At 55.9% G+C, this 18,181-nt stretch carries 17 protein-coding genes; 10 read left to right on the top strand and 7 right to left on the bottom strand.

The annotated features are described in order from the left end of the window. Positions 1-40 precede the first annotated feature (40 nt). From B2310_RS12040 to B2310_RS12020, 5 genes are all read left to right on the top strand, one after another. Positions 41-820 carry a class I SAM-dependent methyltransferase gene (locus B2310_RS12040; RefSeq protein ID WP_173365307.1) on the top strand — a complete coding sequence of 260 codons (780 nt, stop codon included), beginning with the start codon at positions 41-43 and terminating at the stop codon, positions 818-820. 6 nt (positions 821-826) lie between these two features. Continuing rightward, positions 827-1,828, top strand: a complete 1,002-nt coding sequence (locus B2310_RS12035) for a lysylphosphatidylglycerol synthase transmembrane domain-containing protein (RefSeq protein ID WP_173382276.1) — start codon at positions 827-829, stop codon at positions 1,826-1,828. Positions 1,829-1,889: 61 nt separating this feature from the next. Next, positions 1,890-4,049 carry a UvrD-helicase domain-containing protein gene (locus tag B2310_RS12030; RefSeq protein ID WP_290731956.1) on the top strand — a complete coding sequence of 720 codons (2,160 nt, stop codon included), beginning with the start codon at positions 1,890-1,892 and terminating at the stop codon, positions 4,047-4,049. Then, positions 4,046-4,855 carry a glutamate racemase gene (gene murI / locus B2310_RS12025; RefSeq protein ID WP_290723415.1) on the top strand — a complete coding sequence of 270 codons (810 nt, stop codon included), beginning with the start codon at positions 4,046-4,048 and terminating at the stop codon, positions 4,853-4,855. Before B2310_RS12030 ends, murI begins: the two co-directional genes overlap by 4 nt. Positions 4,856-4,939: 84 nt before the next feature. After that, a complete protein-coding gene (locus tag B2310_RS12020) occupies positions 4,940-5,578 on the top strand; it encodes a hypothetical protein (protein ID WP_173365308.1) in 639 nt (212 codons plus the stop codon). 78 nt (positions 5,579-5,656) lie between these two features. Here B2310_RS12020 and B2310_RS12015 read toward each other — a convergent pair whose 3' ends face one another. Both B2310_RS12015 and B2310_RS12010 read right to left on the bottom strand, forming a co-directional pair. After that, positions 5,657-7,792: a glycosyl hydrolase gene (locus B2310_RS12015; RefSeq protein ID WP_290731953.1), complete on the bottom strand. Its 2,136-nt coding sequence runs from the start codon at positions 7,790-7,792 to the stop codon at positions 5,657-5,659. A 76-nt stretch (positions 7,793-7,868) separates the two neighbouring features. Continuing rightward, entirely contained in the window at positions 7,869-9,041 is a 1,173-nt protein-coding gene (locus tag B2310_RS12010) for a sugar transferase (RefSeq protein ID WP_173365310.1), read from the bottom strand. A gap of 187 nt (positions 9,042-9,228) precedes the next feature. On the opposite strand from B2310_RS12010, the gene B2310_RS12005 reads away from it, so the two are divergent. From B2310_RS12005 to B2310_RS11985, 5 genes are read left to right on the top strand one after another with little or no spacing between them, the layout of a single operon-like run. Next, positions 9,229-10,518 carry a homoserine dehydrogenase gene (locus B2310_RS12005; RefSeq protein ID WP_173382274.1) on the top strand — a complete coding sequence of 430 codons (1,290 nt, stop codon included), beginning with the start codon at positions 9,229-9,231 and terminating at the stop codon, positions 10,516-10,518. Between the two features lie 43 nt (positions 10,519-10,561). Further along, the gene (locus tag B2310_RS12000; RefSeq protein ID WP_173382273.1) at positions 10,562-12,013 is read left to right on the top strand and encodes a sugar transferase; all 1,452 of its coding nucleotides are present in this window, start codon (positions 10,562-10,564) and stop codon (positions 12,011-12,013) included. Beyond that, positions 12,013-12,876: a carboxylating nicotinate-nucleotide diphosphorylase gene (nadC, locus tag B2310_RS11995; protein ID WP_173382272.1), complete on the top strand. Its 864-nt coding sequence runs from the start codon at positions 12,013-12,015 to the stop codon at positions 12,874-12,876. Before B2310_RS12000 ends, nadC begins: the two co-directional genes overlap by 1 nt. Positions 12,877-12,891: 15 nt before the next feature. Further along, entirely contained in the window at positions 12,892-13,737 is an 846-nt protein-coding gene (locus tag B2310_RS11990; protein ID WP_290731948.1) for a type III pantothenate kinase, read from the top strand. Positions 13,738-13,755: 18 nt separating this feature from the next. Beyond that, positions 13,756-14,694: a UDP-glucuronic acid decarboxylase family protein gene (locus B2310_RS11985; RefSeq protein WP_290731945.1), complete on the top strand. Its 939-nt coding sequence runs from the start codon at positions 13,756-13,758 to the stop codon at positions 14,692-14,694. 66 nt (positions 14,695-14,760) lie between these two features. Here B2310_RS11985 and nth read toward each other — a convergent pair whose 3' ends face one another. From nth to B2310_RS11960, 5 genes are all read right to left on the bottom strand, one after another. Next, entirely contained in the window at positions 14,761-15,384 is a 624-nt protein-coding gene (gene nth, locus B2310_RS11980; RefSeq protein ID WP_173382269.1) for an endonuclease III, read from the bottom strand. Between the two features lie 68 nt (positions 15,385-15,452). Beyond that, entirely contained in the window at positions 15,453-16,241 is a 789-nt protein-coding gene (gene cysE / locus B2310_RS11975) for a serine O-acetyltransferase (RefSeq protein ID WP_290731942.1), read from the bottom strand. 37 nt (positions 16,242-16,278) lie between these two features. Beyond that, complete coding sequence (locus B2310_RS11970; RefSeq protein ID WP_290731939.1) at positions 16,279-17,496, bottom strand: phosphotransferase; 1,218 nt, start codon at positions 17,494-17,496, stop codon at positions 16,279-16,281. Positions 17,497-17,518: 22 nt separating this feature from the next. Next, complete coding sequence (locus B2310_RS11965) at positions 17,519-17,878, bottom strand: hypothetical protein (protein WP_173365315.1); 360 nt, start codon at positions 17,876-17,878, stop codon at positions 17,519-17,521. Between the two features lie 12 nt (positions 17,879-17,890). Further along, the gene (locus B2310_RS11960) at positions 17,891-18,031 is read right to left on the bottom strand and encodes a hypothetical protein (RefSeq protein WP_173365295.1); all 141 of its coding nucleotides are present in this window, start codon (positions 18,029-18,031) and stop codon (positions 17,891-17,893) included. Positions 18,032-18,181 lie beyond the last annotated feature (150 nt).

Here is an 18,181-nt window from a genome sequence, read left to right as displayed (position 1 = left end):
GGTCGTTTCCCTGTTTCTTTTTTCGTATATTTTGCGCGTTATGTCAATTAGAGAACCCGATCAATCTGTATGGAACCGTTTTTGGCAGCGCAAGAACGACATGAACAAGGTGTACCCTTCGTCTCCGTCTGTGCTGCATGCTATAAAGAAGAATTTTAAACTCGAAGGTCTCAAGGTGCTCGAGGTGGGCGCGGGCACTGGCCGCGACAGCGCGGAGCTTGCTCGGTTGGGCGCCGACGTGTATGTTCTTGACTTTGCAGAAAACAGTTTGAAGATTGTTGACGCGCTCCGTGCTAAGGAAAACCTTTACGACAATTTGAAGCTCGTACGCGGCGATGCGTTCAAGGCTCCGTTCCCGGACAACACGTTTGACCTGGTGTTTCATCAGGGACTGGCCGAACACTTCAAGGATTCGCTCCCGCTCATCCGGGAAAATTACCGCATCCTTAAGCATGGCGGCTGTTGCCTTTGCGATGTGCCGCAGACGGTCCACCCCTATACGGTTATCAAGCATATCCTGATTGCGATGGACAAGTGGTTCGCCGGGTGGGAAAAGCAGTTCACCATGCCGCAGCTGAAGAAACTCATGAAGGATGCCGGGTTCAAGTGCGAGTACGCCTACGGCGACTGGATGCGCCCGAACCTCTTTTACCGCATGCTGCGCGAACTCGGGTTCAAGTTCGGAATCGAGCTTCCGAAGTATCCGCTGAACGGTACGGCCTACCAGAAGGCGAAGGATGCCTTGCTCGATGCGCTTGTCTCCGTGCCGGTAATGCACTACACGCAGCTTTCCATCGGGGTGATTGGCCGCAAGCCCTAGGATCCCATGGCTCTCAATCCCAAAATAAAATCGGCGCTGGTCTTTGCGCTCAAGCTCGTGGTGACGCTTGTCCCTGCGTACTTTGTCTATAGGAACATCGTAAGTTCCCCGGACTGGGACATCGGCGACCTGTACAGGCTGTTTTCGAGGGAAAGCTTGCTCCCGTTCGTGCTTGCGCTTGTCTGCCTTGCCGCTTCGAACTTTACGGCCTGCCTCCAGTGGAAGCTGCTCCTGGAACGGCAGGGGGTGCACTTGGGCTATGGGCATCTGCTTAAGCTTTATTACGTGGGCCTCTTCTTCAACAACTTCATGCCCGGCAACGTGGGCGGCGACGTGAAGAAGGTCTACGATATCCGTATGCAGGGCGGGCAGGATAGCGTGGGGGCCGGGTTCACCGCGACGGTTTTCGATCGTCTCTTTGGCCTCTTCTTTGTTACTTTGTTTGCCCTTGCGATGGGAGCCCTGTTCTTTGTCCATGACGAGGCTCAGCGGGCGTTTATCTGGCCGTCGATTTGGATATTCCTTGGCTTCTGCGCCATGTTCGCCTGCCTTTGCAGTCGCCGTCTCGGGCGGCTCTTGACGCGGGTTATCTCGAAGTTCCTGCCGCAGAGGTTCGGGGATAGGCTTGTCCACATGTTCGAACGCTTCCAGCATTTCCGTTCGGTCAAGCTGTGGTGGCAGATTTCGTTCTTGTCGCTTGTGACGCAGTCGTTACGCATCTTTGTCCACTTCTACTGCGGCCTGGCCGTAGGGGTGGCGCTTTCGATTTCGTGGTATTTCTACTACATCCCGCTGGTCGCCATCGTGAGTGCGCTCCCGATATCCATCGGCGGATTCGGGCCCCGTGAACTCCTGGCGCAGTCGCTGTTTGCTCGTGCCGGCGTGGCGAGTCTCGAATCGGTAGTGATCCAGCTGCTTGCGTATTTCGTGAGCCTGCTCTTGAGTTTGTTTGGGGCGTTCGTGTTCCTCTTGGGAAGAGGGGCGGACGCTCAAGGCCGTCAGGGATAGCCGTCCCTGCTTTTGTAGATAGCGCGGATGCCGAGGGGGCGTCCGCTTTCCAGAGGTTACTATGGATGCCGAGGGCATCTTGCAAGGTCTCAATTCCGACCAGCGTGCGGCGGTTTTACATGACCATGAGTCGGGCGCGCAACTCTTGATTTTGGCGGGAGCTGGTTCGGGAAAAACATCCGTGCTGACGAAGCGAATCCAGTACCGGATTGCGTCGGGCGTAAAGCCTGAAAATATCCTTGCGTTGACTTTTACGGCGAAGGCCGCTGCCGAGATGCGCGAACGCGTGCAGAAGCTGTTTCCGGATGCGGCGGTACGGCTCTGCACTTTCCATTCGCTTGCGCTGTTCATGCTGCGCCAGAAAATCGGTGGACGCATGGCCTACGAGCGTGTGGGGATGCGGGAGGCTCCCGTGCCGCAGGATGGTTCCGGGCGCGAATTCATGGATATGGCGGCCCGCCTGGGAATCAAGTCGGGAAGTCTCGAACGCGAAAGGCTCTTTGACGACAGCCTCCCGGTTTCGCTGAAGCGCAAGCTTTCGAAACTCCGGGAACCGGTGCTTGAGTCGGGCCGTGTGGTGTTCGAAGATCTGATCTACCTTGCCATTCAACTTCTGGAAGGTGATGCGGAAGCGCGGTCGCATTTCCAGTCGATGTGGACGGAAATTCTTGTGGATGAATACCAGGATATCAACCCGTCGCAGTACCGGATGGTCAAGGCGCTTCTCGGCGACAGGAAAAGTTTGTTCGTAGTGGGCGACGACGACCAGGCGATATACGGATTCCGCGGGGCCGATATCGGGAACATCAACCGTTTCTGCGACGACTTCAAGGAGAGCACGTTGATTCGCCTGGAATGGAATTACCGTTCGACTTCGAACATATTGCACTTGGCGAATCGCATTTTCGAAAACAAGCCGCTGCGCTTGCGGAAGGTGCTGCGTGCGGGAAACTCGAACGGCTCTGGCGGCAATCCGATTTTCAAGGAGAACCGCGAACCGGAAGTTTGGACAAGCGAAAACCCGGTGGAGGAAATGTGCAGGATCGTCTGCAAGATAAAGGAACTTCGCGAGGCCTATGACCTTTCGTGGAAAAATTTCGCGATTCTTGTGCGTTACAACCGGCAGCGGCTCTACTACGAGGAGGCCCTGCGTGACGAAAGGCTCCCGGTTGCGGGCGACGAACTCGGGGAGGGCTTGACGGTCGAGGACGGCATCCATGTAGAAACGGTTCATGCTTCCAAGGGGTTGCAGTATGCTGTCGTTTTTTATGCGGGACTGGGCGAGGGGCTCACGCCGGGAACCTGCGAAGGCGACCGTGCGGAACGAAAACGGCAACTTGATGAGGAACGTCGGCTTTACTATGTGGGAGTTACCCGAGCCGAGGCTTGCCTATTTTTATTATATTGTAAACGGCGTTTCTGGAAGGGGCGGCTTCGGAAATTTAAGAAGTCGCGGTTCTTGCCTCGGACGCCCGGTTTTTCGCAAGGTTGTCTCATGCCTCTTATCTTGTTCAAAATAAAAGTGGTCTTGTTTGTGCTTGCCTACATGTTCCTGCACATGCTGGTCTTGCCTTTTATTATCCTCTTCCGGCATCGCAGCGTGAATCTTTGGGTCGACAAGAAAATCCAGGCCTTCGCGCGATTCTGCATGAAGGTCCTGAAAATCGACCTCGATGTCGAGAACCAGGCGATTCTTTCGAAGGTCGACTGGACGCGCCCCGTGTTCGTGATGGGAAACCACAATTCGTATGCGGACATCCCGATTATTTTCCTTGCCATCGAACGCACTATCGGCTTTATCGCGAAGGCGGAACTCCGCTTTATTCCCTTCCTCGGGTTCTGGATGCACCGGATTGGGTGCGTGCTCATCAACCGCGAAAAGGGCGGCGGCGCGGCCCTGATTCGTGAAGCGATGGCGAAGGGGAAGGCCCCGAGGCTGTTTATTTTCCCGGAAGGGACGCGTGGCAAGGACGAGAACATGGTGCCGTTCAAGAGCGGCGGGTTCCGGTTGGCCATCGAAACCGAAGCGACGATTCTCCCCATCTATATCAAGGGTTCCGGTTTTGCCTGGGAACACCGCAAGAGCTCCGCACGTTGCAAGGTGACGGCGACGGTTCTTGAACCCCTGGACGTGAAGGCGCTTGCTGCCGAGAAGGGGACGCTTGACCCGCGCAAGGACGTGATGCACGTTGTCCGTGAACGGATGGAGGCCGCCGTATGATAGGCGTCTTCGATTCCGGCTTTGGCGGCCTATCCATATTGAAGGATTTGAGACGGGTCCTGCCGGAATACGATTTTGTCTATCTGGGCGACAACGCGCGTGCACCTTATGGCTCGCGCACTTTCGAAACGATTTTCCGCTATACGCTCCAGGCTGTCCGCGAACTCTTTAGCCGCGGTTGCCCCCTCGTGATTCTTGCGTGCAATACGGCATCGGCGAAGGCGCTCCGGAGCATACAGCAGGATATCCTCCCGTACGAGTTTCCTGACAGGCGCGTGCTTGGAATTGTCCGGCCGACTGCGGAGGAAATCGGGAAGTTCAGCCGAGGAGGACATATCGGCGTGCTTGGAACTGCGGGGACCGTCTCGTCCGGAAGCTACCTTATCGAAATCGGGCATTTTTTCCCGGAATTGAAGGTGACTCAGCATGCCTGCCCCATGTGGGTCCCGATTGTGGAAAACGGCGAGCGCGGGACGGAGGGGGCTAGGTTCTTCGTGAAGAAGGACGTGGATGCGCTTATGGCATCCGACCCGCAAATCGATGCAGTCCTGTTGGCATGTACGCATTACCCGCTTCTGGAATCCGAAATTCGGGCCGCACTGCCACCGCAGGTCCGGCTCGTTTTCCAGGGGGATATTGTTGCCGCCAAGACAATCGACTACCTCAAACGGCATCCGGAGATGGATGCCCGCCTCTCGAAGGGCGGAAAGACGGCCTATTTGACCTCAGATACTGCCGAATTTTTTGAAAAAGGGGCGTTTTTGTTCGGAATTGAGGGAATTTCGGCTGAATCGGTGGCCTTGTAGTCTATAAAAATGTAGATTGCGGATGTAACTGACGAACCTGTTTAGGTCCGCTTGTGTTTTTTTTATCATAGGTGAGTTGAAAATATGCCGAAGACACAAATAAATCTCGAAGGTTGGCAGGATTACCGTGGTAACGCCGCCGGTAGCCTGCTTTACGTGGAAACTAGCCATCAGTCCGAAATGCCGGTTCGTGACCAGCTGAACGAAAACGAAAAGGGCTTCCTCTACGAGCCCAACTACGAGACCAGTACCTACGGCCTGATGAGCTGCTACAATGTGAAGGCGATTAATGCCATCTTGAAGGCGAAGAGCCGTTACATCCTGTTCGGCACCCGTTACGAGGGGTTGAGCGATTCCGAACTCCGCAACAAGTACCTGATTATGGGCTACATGCGCATCGACAAGATCAAGGATGTGCGCACGCGCCATATCCAGCGCTACATGGCGAATCCTGACCTTCCTGAACCGGAATGCATGCAGATGGAGCACAACTGGGCTGTATACGGACCGATGCGCTTCGTCTCCATGAACGATTCCTTCGTGGTGACCGACGAAATCCTCAAGGAATGGGGTTACAAGGGCCATGCGAGCCGCCAGCTCAAGGCTGTTTTCCAGAAGGAACACCTCGACCAGATTCTTTCGTACCTGGATTCGAAGGACGACAAGATTGACGAGTATATCGCGACTGTCGACGAGTACAAGGAAGCCCTCGAAGAAGGGTAATGACGTTTAAATCCGTTTTTTAAACAGCGACGCCCCCGCATTTTTGCGGAGGCGTTTCTCTTATGCACCGAAGGTGTCTTATTTCACAGTCTTGATGGTCGAGGCGCTCGTCTTCACGATGTACATGCCCTTCTTGAGGTCGAGGCGGAGAGTTCCGTCGGCGTTCAGGGCCTGACCCTTGATTCCGCTCCAGAGGAGGTTTCCGTTCAGGTCGAACACCCTCGCTTCGGCATTCATGTCGCTTGCGGCGAAGTTCGTACGGATGCCCTTGATGGCGTTGGTGCCGCAGCCGGTGGCGACAATCTTTGCGATGTAGATGCCCGCGTTGTCGCTGTTGAACGAGAGCTGCGTGGAGCCGAAGGGGGCTCCGGTCGAGTCAATTTCGTTTGCGAGCGGGACGGATACTTCGGCCCAGGAGCCCGCGGGGGCGGTGTTTCCGTACTGGTAGTTGCTCCAGGTGCTGCCGCCCGCGCCGCCGATGTTTACGGAGGCGTCTTCGGCGTCGATGCTACGCATGGTGAACACGAGATCCTTGCACTTGGTAAGCGGTTCCTTCACTGCGGCTGCATCGGGGATTGTGAAGAGGGCGTGCTGGTAGCCGCAGTCGTCCTGCGCGCAGCCGGCGAGCGGAACCTTCACGTACTTGGAAATTCCGTCGAGCGCGGTCGTCTCGAAGGTGACCTTGCCGAGGGTCTCGTCGCTCTTCCAGCCCGCTGCAGAAGTTTCGTTCGCGTAGTCCACAATCACGAGAGAATCACCGAAGTTCTGGTTGGGGTCAATGTACGGGTCGTCGATGGGGGAGTCTTCGCACTGGAGCGCTGCCGTGTTGCTTGTGGTGAACACGACCGTGGTGATGGACTTTGCTGGGGCGTCGATGATGGCGCCTGCGGTGACTGTCTTGCTCTTTTCGCCGCTTTCGGTAGACTGCACGGCGTAGACCGGGTTGTAGCCGTTCACGGAGAAGTTCAGGTTCTGGGCCGAGCCCTTGTTGATGGCGACAACGGAGATGGAATCGCAGTCAGCGCTACGGAAGGCGGCTGCATAGACGTTGCTGCCGTCGGCGGTGCTGCTCACGACGCGCCAACCCGGGTTCACGAACTTCGAGTAGTGGCGCATGGCGTGGTATTCGGGGTTGATGTAGAGCTTGGCTTCCTTGCAGCTGCTCCAGCCTTCGCCCGGGCAAACGCCGATGAGCTGGCCGTTCTGTTCACCCCAGAAGAGCTCCCAGGCGATATAGGCGTTGAGCTTGCCGCTCGTGAAGCCGACCTGCATAATGTGGGCGAGGCCGAGCATGTCCTGCTCGCGCACGGCAGATTCCATGGTGCAGAATTCCGTCATGATGATGGGCTTGCTGTCGCTGCCGTAGTTTTTGCCGATGGCGGTCATCGCCTTGCGGAAGTTTTCCGGATTCAGGTAGTTGGTGCCGGAGTTGTCGTTGCCGTCACCCGCATGGTACAGGTGGTAGGCGTAGCCGTCGAGGTTCTTGTCGTCGAGCGCCTTTGCGTACTTTTCGAAGTTGCTGTAGCCGATACCGAGCGGTTCGGGGCCGATAATCTTCGGCGGGTTTGCAAGCGTGCTGATGGAATCGCGTACGGCCTGGAGCGCCTGCTTGTAACCGGCAATCCCGTTGCTTTCGGTAGGCTCGAAGAGGGTTTCTTCGTAATCGGCTTCCATGTCGGGTTCGTTCTGCAGGCTGATGTAATCGGGAGTGATGCCCGCGGTGGCGTAGGCCTGCAGGCTCTTTTTCCACCAGCCGGCGAATTCGCTGTAGACGAACTTGCCGTACGGGTCGCTGTTCGAAGTCTTGAGTGTCTTGTCGGCCTTAGAATGGCCCTGGTTTCCGTTCACGCTGCCACTCGGCTTGAGCCTGCCCGGTGCAGACCAGCTGGACATCTCGATCTTGAGGCGGTTGCCGAGGCGTTCCTTGCCAGCCTTCACGATGGCGGCATCGGCGGAGATGCTTGTGGTGTCTTCCTGCTTCCAGTTGCCGATGCGGAGGAGTGAGAGGTTGAGACCGTTAAAAGCGGTGTCATAGAAGTCCTTCTGCATCGAAGAGCTCATGGCGGTAATCCAGCTCTGGTAGTAGGCGGCGCCTGCACCGAAGCCCACGACCTTTTGTGCCGTGGTGGCGGGATCTACCGTGATATTTGCGGCTGAAGCTATTGATGCTGCAGCAAGGGCGACCGAGGCCGCTGTCAGGGATTTCTTAAACATACACACATCCTTTCTTTTTACTCCCCAACCCCAGAAACCATCAATTATCAATCATCAATTATCAATCATCAATTAATTAGTAAGCTCCTTCGCCCTTGAACACGACCTTGAACGTCTTGAGGATCAGCTTGAAGTCTTCTCCGAGCTTGCCGTCGCGGCGGATATAGTCATTGTCGAGTCGCATCTGCCCTTCGAACGAGATGTTGCTGCGGCCGCTCACCTGCCAGATGCAGGTCAGGCCCGGCGTCACGGACAGGCGCATGCGGTGCCAGGGTTCGTATTCAGCCACTTCGGAAGGGATCGGCGGGCGCGGGCCCACGATGGACATGTCGCCCTTGATGATGTTCACGAGCTGCGGCAGTTCGTCGAGGCTGAACTTGCGGAGGATGCGGCCGAACGGATAGATGCGTGGGTCGTTCTTCATCTTGAACGTCTTGCCGCCCGTCTCGTTCTGGGCCATCAATTCTTTTTTGCGTTCTTCGGCATCCACGTACATGCTTCGGAACTTGTACATCGTAAACAGTTTGCCGTTGCGGCCCACACGCGTTTGCTTGAAAATGACCGGTCCCTTGTGGTCGCTGATCTTTACCGCGAGCGCACAGAACAGGAGCAGCGGGGAAAGGACAACCAGGGCGAGGCTCGAACAGGCGATGTCCGTAATGCGTTTCACAACGTGGCGGTAGCGTATCTTGTGCGGGTGCTGCCAGATGTGGTCGAGGTTCAGGCGTTCGAGCGAGAAGAAGCTTCCGTTCGTGCTGTTGAAGTCCTTGATCTTGTCCTCGAGTTCCAGGTTGTCCTTCTCCTGGAGCCCGGTGTAGATATATGCCTTGAAGATGGGCGACTTGGGCTTGTGCCTGAGGGCCTGGATGAGGCCTGCGTCGTTCAGCTTGTGGAGGATTTCCTTGCGGATGGACTCGAGCGTCGAAAGGTCCGAATTCAGGAGGATGATGCCGAGACCGCTGCTGTCGGAAAGGTAGCCGAGGACATCGATAAACCTGAGGTGCGAGAACATGGTGAGCACGCTGATGCGCCAGGTACGCTCGACGGTGCGCGAGGGGCTCCCCCAGCCGAAAAAGTCGTACTGGTGCGAGTAAATCTTGATGAACAGGAATGGCCTGCGGGTGCGGTTCGCCCTTAGGAATTCCTCGTTGAGGCGCGTCCTGAAGAGGCGTGCCGGATAGACAATGTTCTTGAGCTTCTGCTCGTTGAGCAGGTTGCTGATTGCCGGATTGGATATTTCCTGTTCCATGCGTAAAAATTTAGAAAAAAATGCACCTGGCTTGTTTTGGTAGGAAAAAACACAAATGTGCAAATTTCTTGAACGTAAACAAACCTTTACCAACGGGCGGTGAAAAAAGGAGGGGCTTGTTCGGTAGAACGGGGCATGCCGTTTTTTCTATATTATGTCTCCGAAAAATTTAAAATGGAGACGCAATATGCTGCGTATTGGCTTAATTGGTACTGGAACCGTCGGTGGCGGTGTCATTCAGATTCTTGAACAGAAGATTGCCGAGTACAAGGAAAAGCTCGGTGTCGAACTTGAACTCGCATGCATCTGCGCGAAGTCCGAAGAAGAAGTCGCCCCGTACAAGGCGAAGGGCTACAAGGTTTCGACCAACGCCGACGAGATGATTGCCGGTAACGATATCGACGTGCTCGTTGAACTGGCCGGCGGCTACAACATGCCGCGCAAGTGGATTCTCGCTGCCCTCGAAAGCGGCAAGCATGTGGTGACCGCGAACAAGGCCCTCCTTGCCAAGTACGGCCACGAGATTTTCCCGCTCGCAGCCGAAAAGGGCCTGCATGTGCTGTTCGAAGCCGCGGTTGGCGGTGGCATTCCTATAATCCGTAGCCTCCAGGAAGGCCTGTTGGGCTCTACGGTGGAACACCTGAGCTGCATCATCAACGGCACCTGCAACTACATTCTCAGCCGCATGGCTGACGAAGGCCTCGACTTCGACGTCGTGCTGAAGGACGCCCAGAAGCTCGGCTTTGCCGAAGCCGACCCGACCTTCGATATCGAAGGTATCGACTCCGCCCACAAGACGGCCCTGCTCGCCAGCCTCTGCAGCGGCAAGCGTGTGGATTTCGAGAAGATTCACGTGACCGGCATTTCCAAGATTACCGCCCAGGATATCGCATTTGCCAAGGAACTTGGCTGCTGCGTGAAGCTGCTTGGCATCTACCACCGCGACGGCGACCGTGTGGACGCCCGCGTGCATCCGTGCTTTGTCTCTAACGAAAACCTGCTCTCGAACGTGAACGGCGTGATTAATGCCGTGTACCTCAAGTGCGACAACCTGGGCGAGACCGTCCAGACGGGTGCCGGTGCAGGCCGCCTCCCGACCGCCTCTGCCGTGGTAGCCGACCTCGTTTCCTTGGCCCGCTCCGTGGACCAGGGTAGCCGCAAGGCGCTCCCCATGGGCTGGTTCAACGTCGACAATTCCGCGACTCTCGTGCCTATTTCCGAGACGAGCGCCCGCTACTACCTGCGCTTCACTTCCCGTGACGCCTGCGGCGTGCTCGCGAAGATTACCAGCATCCTCGCCGAAAATAACATTTCCATTGAAACCATTATCCAGAAGAACGTGAAGGACCCGGGCAAGGTTTCCATCGTGGTCATCACCGAAAAGACTTTAGACTGCAAGGCCTCGAAGGCGGTGGACGCCATCGACGCTCTGCCCGAAATCGTCGAAAAGAGCCAGGTTATCCGCTTCCTCGCGTAACGGATGGCCTTCTGGACTGCATTTTTTGTAGTTTGATATAGCTATGATACGCGCTGCGACATTGGAACGCATTCTCGTTATCCTTTCGGATTTCGTGGCGCTTTCGATATGCTTTGTGCTGGCTTTCTGGGTCCAGTTCCATAGCGGCTGGATTGCCGACAAGTACGACCCGTCCAAGCTTTTCTCGGATTACGCCAACATGGGGTTGATCCTGAACGTGGCATGGCTCGTCTTGTTTACCTGCGCAGGGCTTTATCGTTCATGGCTCCTGATGTCGCGGACGCACCAGATTCTGCGCGTGTTGCGGGCGGTGGTGATAGGCGTTGTTCTTATTATCATCAGCCTTTTCGGAACGGAGTTTGTAGGCAAGATCTTTGCCAACCAGCCGTTGAACGAGGGCTACTTGTACGGATCGCGCTTCCCGTGGATTTTTATCTACGGCGGCCTCGCCATGGTGCTTGTTGCCGGATTCCGCATGTTCATTTACTTCTGCCTGCGCGGCTTGCTTCGTTTGGGCTACGGCGCGAATAACATCCTCGTGCTTGGCGCTACCGATGCGGGCAAGAAGATTGCCGAGGATCTCAAGAACACGCCGGCTTTTGGACAGCGCGTGGTGGGCTTCGTCGATGAAAGGTACCAGGTGATGGATCATGAATTTGCCGGGTTCCCCGTACTCGGCAAGTATGCCGATCTCCCTGCGCTTGTGAAAAAGCACCGTGTGGATGGGATTGTGATTGCGCATGAGAGTTCTTCTCCGCAGGAGATTATGCGCGTCCTCGTCTGGATTTGCGAACTTCAACTTCATATTTATATTGTACCGGGACTCTATCCCGTGGTGAATGGCCAGTTCAAGGCGAACTTGGTCCATGGTTTCGAACTTCAGGAACTTTTTGCGTTTACGATGCCGCCCTGGCAGGTGCGGGTGAAGCGCATTATCGATGTGCTGTTCGGAGCGTTCCTTGGGATATGTTCTTTGCCGGTCTGTCTGCTTGCGGCTATCGCCATCAAGCTCGAGGACCACGGCCCCGTTTTCTATTCGCAGGAACGCATCGGCCTGTATGGCAAGCCCTTTACGGTCTACAAGTTCCGCACCATGCGTACCGATGCCGAAAAGTTCGGCGCCCAGTGGGCCACCAAGGACGACCCGCGCATTACGAAGGTCGGCAAGTTCCTGCGCAAGACCCGCATCGACGAGCTGCCGCAGATTCTTTGTGTTTTGAAGGGTGACATGAGCATGGTGGGCCCGCGCCCTGAACGTGCCGTGTTTATCAGCAAGCTTCGCGAACAGATTCCGTTCTACATCAGCCGCCTCAAGATGAAGCCGGGCCTTACGGGCTGGGCGCAGGTGCGTCACCATTACGATACGAGCATCGAAGATGTCCAGATAAAACTGAAGTACGACATGTATTATTACGAGAACATGAGCCTGCTTCTGGATTTCCAGATATTGGTGCGTACTGTTTACGTTGTCTTGACCGGTAAAGGAGCGCAATAATGTACGGAGACAATTCCACTCCGGTATTCCCAGTTAATGATGCTCTCACGATGATTCGCCTCGCGCTTGCCGAAGACGTGCGCACGGGCGACGTGACGAGCGAATGGACCATTCCTGCCGACCAGAAGCAGCATGCCCGCCTGATTGCAAAAGAAGATGGCGTGCTTGCGGGCCTCCCGGTCATTGAACTCGTGTTCCAGGAACTGAAGGCGAACGTGAAGGTGACGCTCCACAAGAAAGATGGCGACGTGGTGAAGAAAGGCGACCTGATTGCCGAAATGGACGGCACGACGCATGAACTTCTGACGGGCGAGCGTACGCTCCTGAACTTTATCCAGCAGCTTTCCGGCGTTGCGACGGTCGCGCATACCTTCCAGGAAGCCCTGAAGGGCGGCAAGACGAAGGTGCTCGATACCCGCAAGACGGTTCCCGGATTCCGCACGCTGCAGAAGTATGCCGTTCGCGTGGGTGGCGGTTCCAACCACCGCATGGGCCTCTTTGACATGGTGCTGGTGAAGGACAACCACATCGCTGCTGCAGGTGGCGTTCTCGAAGCACTCGAAGTGGTGAAGAAGAACAACACGCAGGGCCTGATGGTCGAGATGGAAGTGGAAAACTTCGACCAGCTGCGCGCTCTTTTGAACAAGGGCGTAGACGTCATCATGCTTGACAACATGAGCAACGAGATGATGGCCGAGGCCCTGAAGATTATCAAGGAAAGCGGAGACAAGTGCCTGGTGGAAGGCTCGGGCAACATGACGCTCGAACGCGCGAAGGAAATCGCGACACTCGGCCTCGATTACATCTCTGTCGGTGCGCTAACGCATAGCGTGAAGGCTCTCGACATCTCGATGCGAATCTAGTTTTTTGATTTGCGCATGAAAAAGAATTTGGATAAAACTGTACGGAAGTCAAATCGCGAAACTTTTAGCTTCGTCGTGGATGTGGGCAACTCCCACACGGTTTTGGGTATTTTCAAGGGCGACAAGGTGGTGGACCACTGGAGGCTCACGACCCGCAAGGAAACGACGAGCGACGAGGTGATGAACCGCATTGGCGGACTTGTGCGCTTTTCGAAAATCAAGCCGACGGAGATTACGCATGTGGGCCTCTCGACGGTGGTGCCCGCGCATGAGCGCCCCTGGATCAAGGCCCTGCAGACGCTCCTCAAGCGCCCGGTGCAGGTGGTAAGTTCCAAGAACTGCCTCGGTTGCCCGATTGCCTACCCGAACCCGGCGTCGCTCGGTGCCGACCGCTTGTGTAATATTATTGCGCTTCGTGACCGTGGCTACAAGGATGCCATCGTGGTGGATATGGGCACGGCAACGACATTTGACGTGATGAAGGACGGCGGCTTCGCTGGCGGTATAATTATTCCGGGCATTAGCGCAAGCCTCGACGTTTTGACCGAGAAGGCGGCACGCCTGTTGCCGGTGAGCATTGAATGGCCGGAACACGTGATTGCGAACAATACCGATGATGCCATTCGTGCGGGCCTTCTGTACGGTTTTATGGCGGAACTTGAAACCTTGGTGGCAAAGATCAAGGACGAAATGGGCAAGAAGAAGGTTCCCGTGTTTGCGACGGGTGGCTGGGGCCGCATGGTGATGGGGCACAGCAAGGTTATCGATACCTACGACCCGTACCTGACCCTGAACGGTGTGCGCCTGGTGGCGCTCCATGGCAATTCTGCCGCAGAACTGGAGCGAGACTCCGACGAGTAATTTTAAAGAGAGGTCCCTATGCGTTGCTTAGTTACCGGTGGTGCAGGATTCCTGGGTAGTCACTTGTGTGAACGTCTGCTGAACGACGGTCATGAGGTGATTTGCCTTGACAACTACTTTACGGGCCGTATGGTGAACGTCGCTCACCTGCGCGATAACCGGAACTTCGAGCTCATTCGCCATGACGTGACGGAACCGATTTTGCTGGAAGTGGACCGCATCTTTAATCTCGCGTGCCCCGCGAGCCCCATTCATTACCAGTTCAACCCGGTAAAGACCATCAAGACGAGCGTGATGGGCGCTATCAATATGCTTGGCATGGCGAAGCGCGTGAAGGCGCGTATTTTGCAGGCGAGCACTAGCGAAGTCTACGGCGACCCGGCGGTGCACCCGCAGACCGAAGACTACTGGGGCAACGTGAACCCCATCGGTATCCGCAGCTGCTACGACGAAGGCAAGCGCGTTGCTGAAACGCTCTTTATGGATTACCACAGGCAAAATAATGTGGACATCCGCATCGTGCGTATTTTCAATACGTATGGCCCGCGCATGCTTATGAACGATGGACGCGTGGTGTCGAACTTCATTGTGCAGGCGCTCAAGGGCGAAGATCTCACGATTTACGGCGACGGCAGCCAGACCCGCAGTTTCTGTTATGTGGACGACCTCATCGAAGGTTTTGTGCGCATGATGAACCAGGACAAGATTATTGGACCCGTGAACATCGGGAACCCTGGCGAATTTACAATGCTTGAACTTGCGAAGGAAGTGCTTGACCTCACCGGCTCCAAGAGCAAGATTGTGTACAAGCCGCTTCCGGGTGACGACCCGAAGATGCGCCGCCCGAATATCGACCTCGCCAAGTCCGCACTCGGTTGGGAACCGACAATCCCGCTGCGCCAGGGTCTCGAGAAGACGATCGTCTTCTTCGAGGAACTGCTCAAGGGCGAGCGCTAACAGTTTGCAGATACTAGGACTTGTCATGCCCGGCTTGACCGGGCATCTTTGTTTCTTTCAATAGAATTATTTGCTGCCTACGATTTTGCAGATGGGGCAGTTTTCGGGCTTGTGACCCATAGCCTTGCAGTACGTGCGCCCGAAGTAGATAATCTGCAGGTGGCGTTTTTCCCATTCTTCCTTCGGGAAAATCTTCTTGAGGTCGGCCTCGGTCTGTTCCACGCTACTGCCGTCCGATAGTCCCCAGCGCTTGGCTAGGCGGTGGATGTGCGTATCGACGGGGAAGGCGGGAATCTTGAAGATGTGGCTCATCACGACGCTTGCCGTCTTGTGGCCTACGCCGGGGAGTGATTCGAGTTCTTCGAATGTGCGGGGGACTTCACCGCCGTGTTTCTCGACGAGCGTTTTCGACAGGTTGTAAATGTTCTTGCTTTTCGTGTTGAAGAATCCGCACGGCTTGATGATTTCTGCAATCGCGTCGATGCCGAGCTTGACCATGGCGGCGGGCGTTTTCGCTTTCTTGAACAACACCTTCGTTACCTGGTTCACGCGGATGTCGGTGCATTGCGCGCTCAATACGACGGCGACAAGCATCGTGTAGGCGTTTGAGTAGTCCAGCGGAATCGGCGGGTTCGGGAAGAGTTCGTCCAGCTTTTCGCCGATGAACTTGATCTTGTCCGTTTTTTTCATGTCCTGCGCCTCCTTTCGTCTTTCGTCTGTAGCGAGCCGCATTGCGACGCAGCGTACTTTCGTCTAGTTTAGTCGCAGTCGCGCGTGAAGTCTTGTTGCATGTTGAAGCTGGGCATGTCGTCGGTCGGGTGGCCGACTTCGACGGCGGGGACGCCTGCGTATGTCGTGTGCGGCGGAACGTCGCAGAGCACAACCGCGCCCGCGCCAATCTTCGCGCAGTCGCCGATGTGGATGTTGCCGAGCAGCTGGGCGTGTGCGCCGAGCATCACGCCGTTCCCGATTTTCGGGTGACGGTCGCCGACTTCGTTGCCGGTGCCGCCGAGCGTCACGCCGTGCAAGAAGCTCACGTTGTTCCCGACGACGGCAGTTTCGCCGATGACGATGTTTGTCGCGTGGTCGATCAGGAGCCCGTGCCCGATTTTTGCGGCCGGGTGGATGTCCATGCCGAACTTGCGGCTGATGATGTTCTGGAGCATCTTGGCGGGGAAGGGGCGGTTTTCCGTCCAGAGGGCGTGCGCCACGCGGTAGGCTTGCAGACCCTGGAAACCCTTGAACAGCAGGAGCGGCTCGAGGTAGCTGGTGCAGGCGGGGTCGCGCATCACGGTCGCGTTTAGGTCCTTGCAGGCGGAAACGAGCAGTTCGGGGTACTTGATGTACAGCGCGTTGAACATCTTCTCGAGTTCCGCGCGGTCGATGACTTCGCCGGCCAGCTGACAGGCGAGAGTGACGGATAGCATGTCGGCAAAGTTCTTGCGGTTCAACACTTGCTCTTCGAGCATGAGCTTCGAGAGCGGTTCGTTGGCGGCTAGTTCCGAGGCCTCGTCGCGGAGGCGCTTTTCCATTTCTTCGACTGTCATAGCGAATGCAAATATAGAAATTTGCGGCGGCTGCGGTCTAGCAGGCGAGTTTAATGAGCGCGCGGGCCGGGATGTGGAACCATCCGGGCCTGAACTCGAGTTCGTAGCAGGCTTCGTAAACGGCCTTTGCTAGGATATACGGGGTGGCTGCACGCTCGAGGGTGTCGAGGTCGATTTGCGCGTTGCCTGCATCTACGTGCGCGGCTTGTGCGTAGCCTTCAAGAAACGCGCGTTCGCATGCGGTGCAGTCGAACCCGGATGTTGCTTCCGCGTACTGGAAACTGCGCAACATGCCTGCGACATCAACAAGTGGGGAGCGGAGTGCCCTGCGGTATTCGAGCGTGCGGGAGGGTTCGCCTTCAAAATCGAGAATCTTGAAATCTGCGGCGGCAACCAGCACCTGCCCCAGGTGGTAATCCCCGTGGATGCGCTGCGGTGCGAACAACTCGCTGCCGGTTGGCGCTCCGAACGCATCTTTCGCCATGCGCTTGAGTTTCGGCAAAGTCGCTTTCACCTTTTCGGCGAGTTCGCGCATTTCACTGCCCGTTGCGCAGTTCAAAAGATGTTCCAATTTGTCAAATGGTATTTCGGGATTCTGCGCAGGCGTGCCCGGGAGTCCCCTGAGGGCGCGGTGCATCTTCGCAGTCGCTATCCCGAGTGCCTCGGCGCACGGCGCGTCCATCACGCCGTTGAAATACGCCCACGCATCCTGCATGCCGGTTGCACGTTCCTCGAGAATCCCGAGGGTGTAGCGTTTCCCCGTGGCATCTGCGTAGTAGCATGTGCCGTAGAGCTGTGGGCTCACGCCGGAGCGTTTGCGGTCGAGTTGTTCCATGATTTCGACTTCGGGGTGAATGCCCGGTAAAAGCCTGCGGTACAGCTTGAAGAAAAAATGCTTGGATGCGAATGCGGAATTGCTCTGCTCGGCATCGAGCGGGGCTATATTGAAAAGTTCGTGCAGGGAAACATCTACGGGGAAATGCTCTGTCTGCATGAACATAAACTCGCCGGATTGCGTGCCGTATCTTGCCTTCTCGCACGAAAACACGTCATAGAAAAAGTCTGTAGTGCGGGTCTCGTCTTCAATGACGGCGTAGAGGTCGGACTCGCAGTTTTCGCTTGCGGCAAAGTTCACGCGGACGATGGAAAGAAACGTTTCCCCGATGGCGACGCGGTCCACGGTCTCGATGGAATCGATCTTGCGTCCCTTTCCCATGAACCAGCGCTTGCTTGCGATATCTTGCATGCTATCCATGCTTTGAAAAATAGCAATAGAACTATTTCCGGGCTGTCAGTGCAGGGAAATATCCCTGCGTGCGGAGTGTCGCGAGAATCTTGAGCTTGTTTTCGAGCGGTTCGGCGGGAAACCCGTCCACCACGAACTGCGGAATCCGTTTTTGCGGCTTGAATTGCGGCGGCACATCACTGTAGTCGCCGAGTTGCCAGGCACAGAGCATCTTTGCGAGGAACTGTTCCCAGGGGAAAACATCTTTCGGGGTGAGGTAGAACCTGGCGGGCTTCTCGTAATCGCGGGCGTCGAGCAGGAGCGTGCCGTCCCTATAACATGCAAGAAGCGCAGCCTGCCTCTCTTTCATCTGAGTGGCGGGCTGCGCGGGAATAGTCAGAACGAGTTGCATTCGGCGCGGGCGTTATGCAGCGAGGACTTCGCGTTGGATTTGCATGTACTGGTAGCTGGAAATCAGCGTAATTTTCAGAATCAAATCGCGGGCAAGTCCGGCTTTGATGAGGGCCCTAGCGTAGTTCAGCTTGTTCATGTCTGGTGATGTCATAGGAACCTCTGGGTGTTTTTGTTTTACATCCAGAAAATAGAATATTTTTGTGGCAAAAGCATGTCATTTTTTTTGGTAAGAAACAATGTGTAAAGTCTATCACACACTCCCCTTTTGCAAGAAAAATATAATCTGTTGATAAATAAGGAG

This window comes from Fibrobacter sp. UBA3629, assembly GCF_002374005.1.
GTDB lineage: Bacteria > Fibrobacterota > Fibrobacteria > Fibrobacterales > Fibrobacteraceae > Fibrobacter.
Note: the sequence above shows the minus strand (reverse complement) of the source record. Positions and strands in the feature narration are given on the sequence as shown.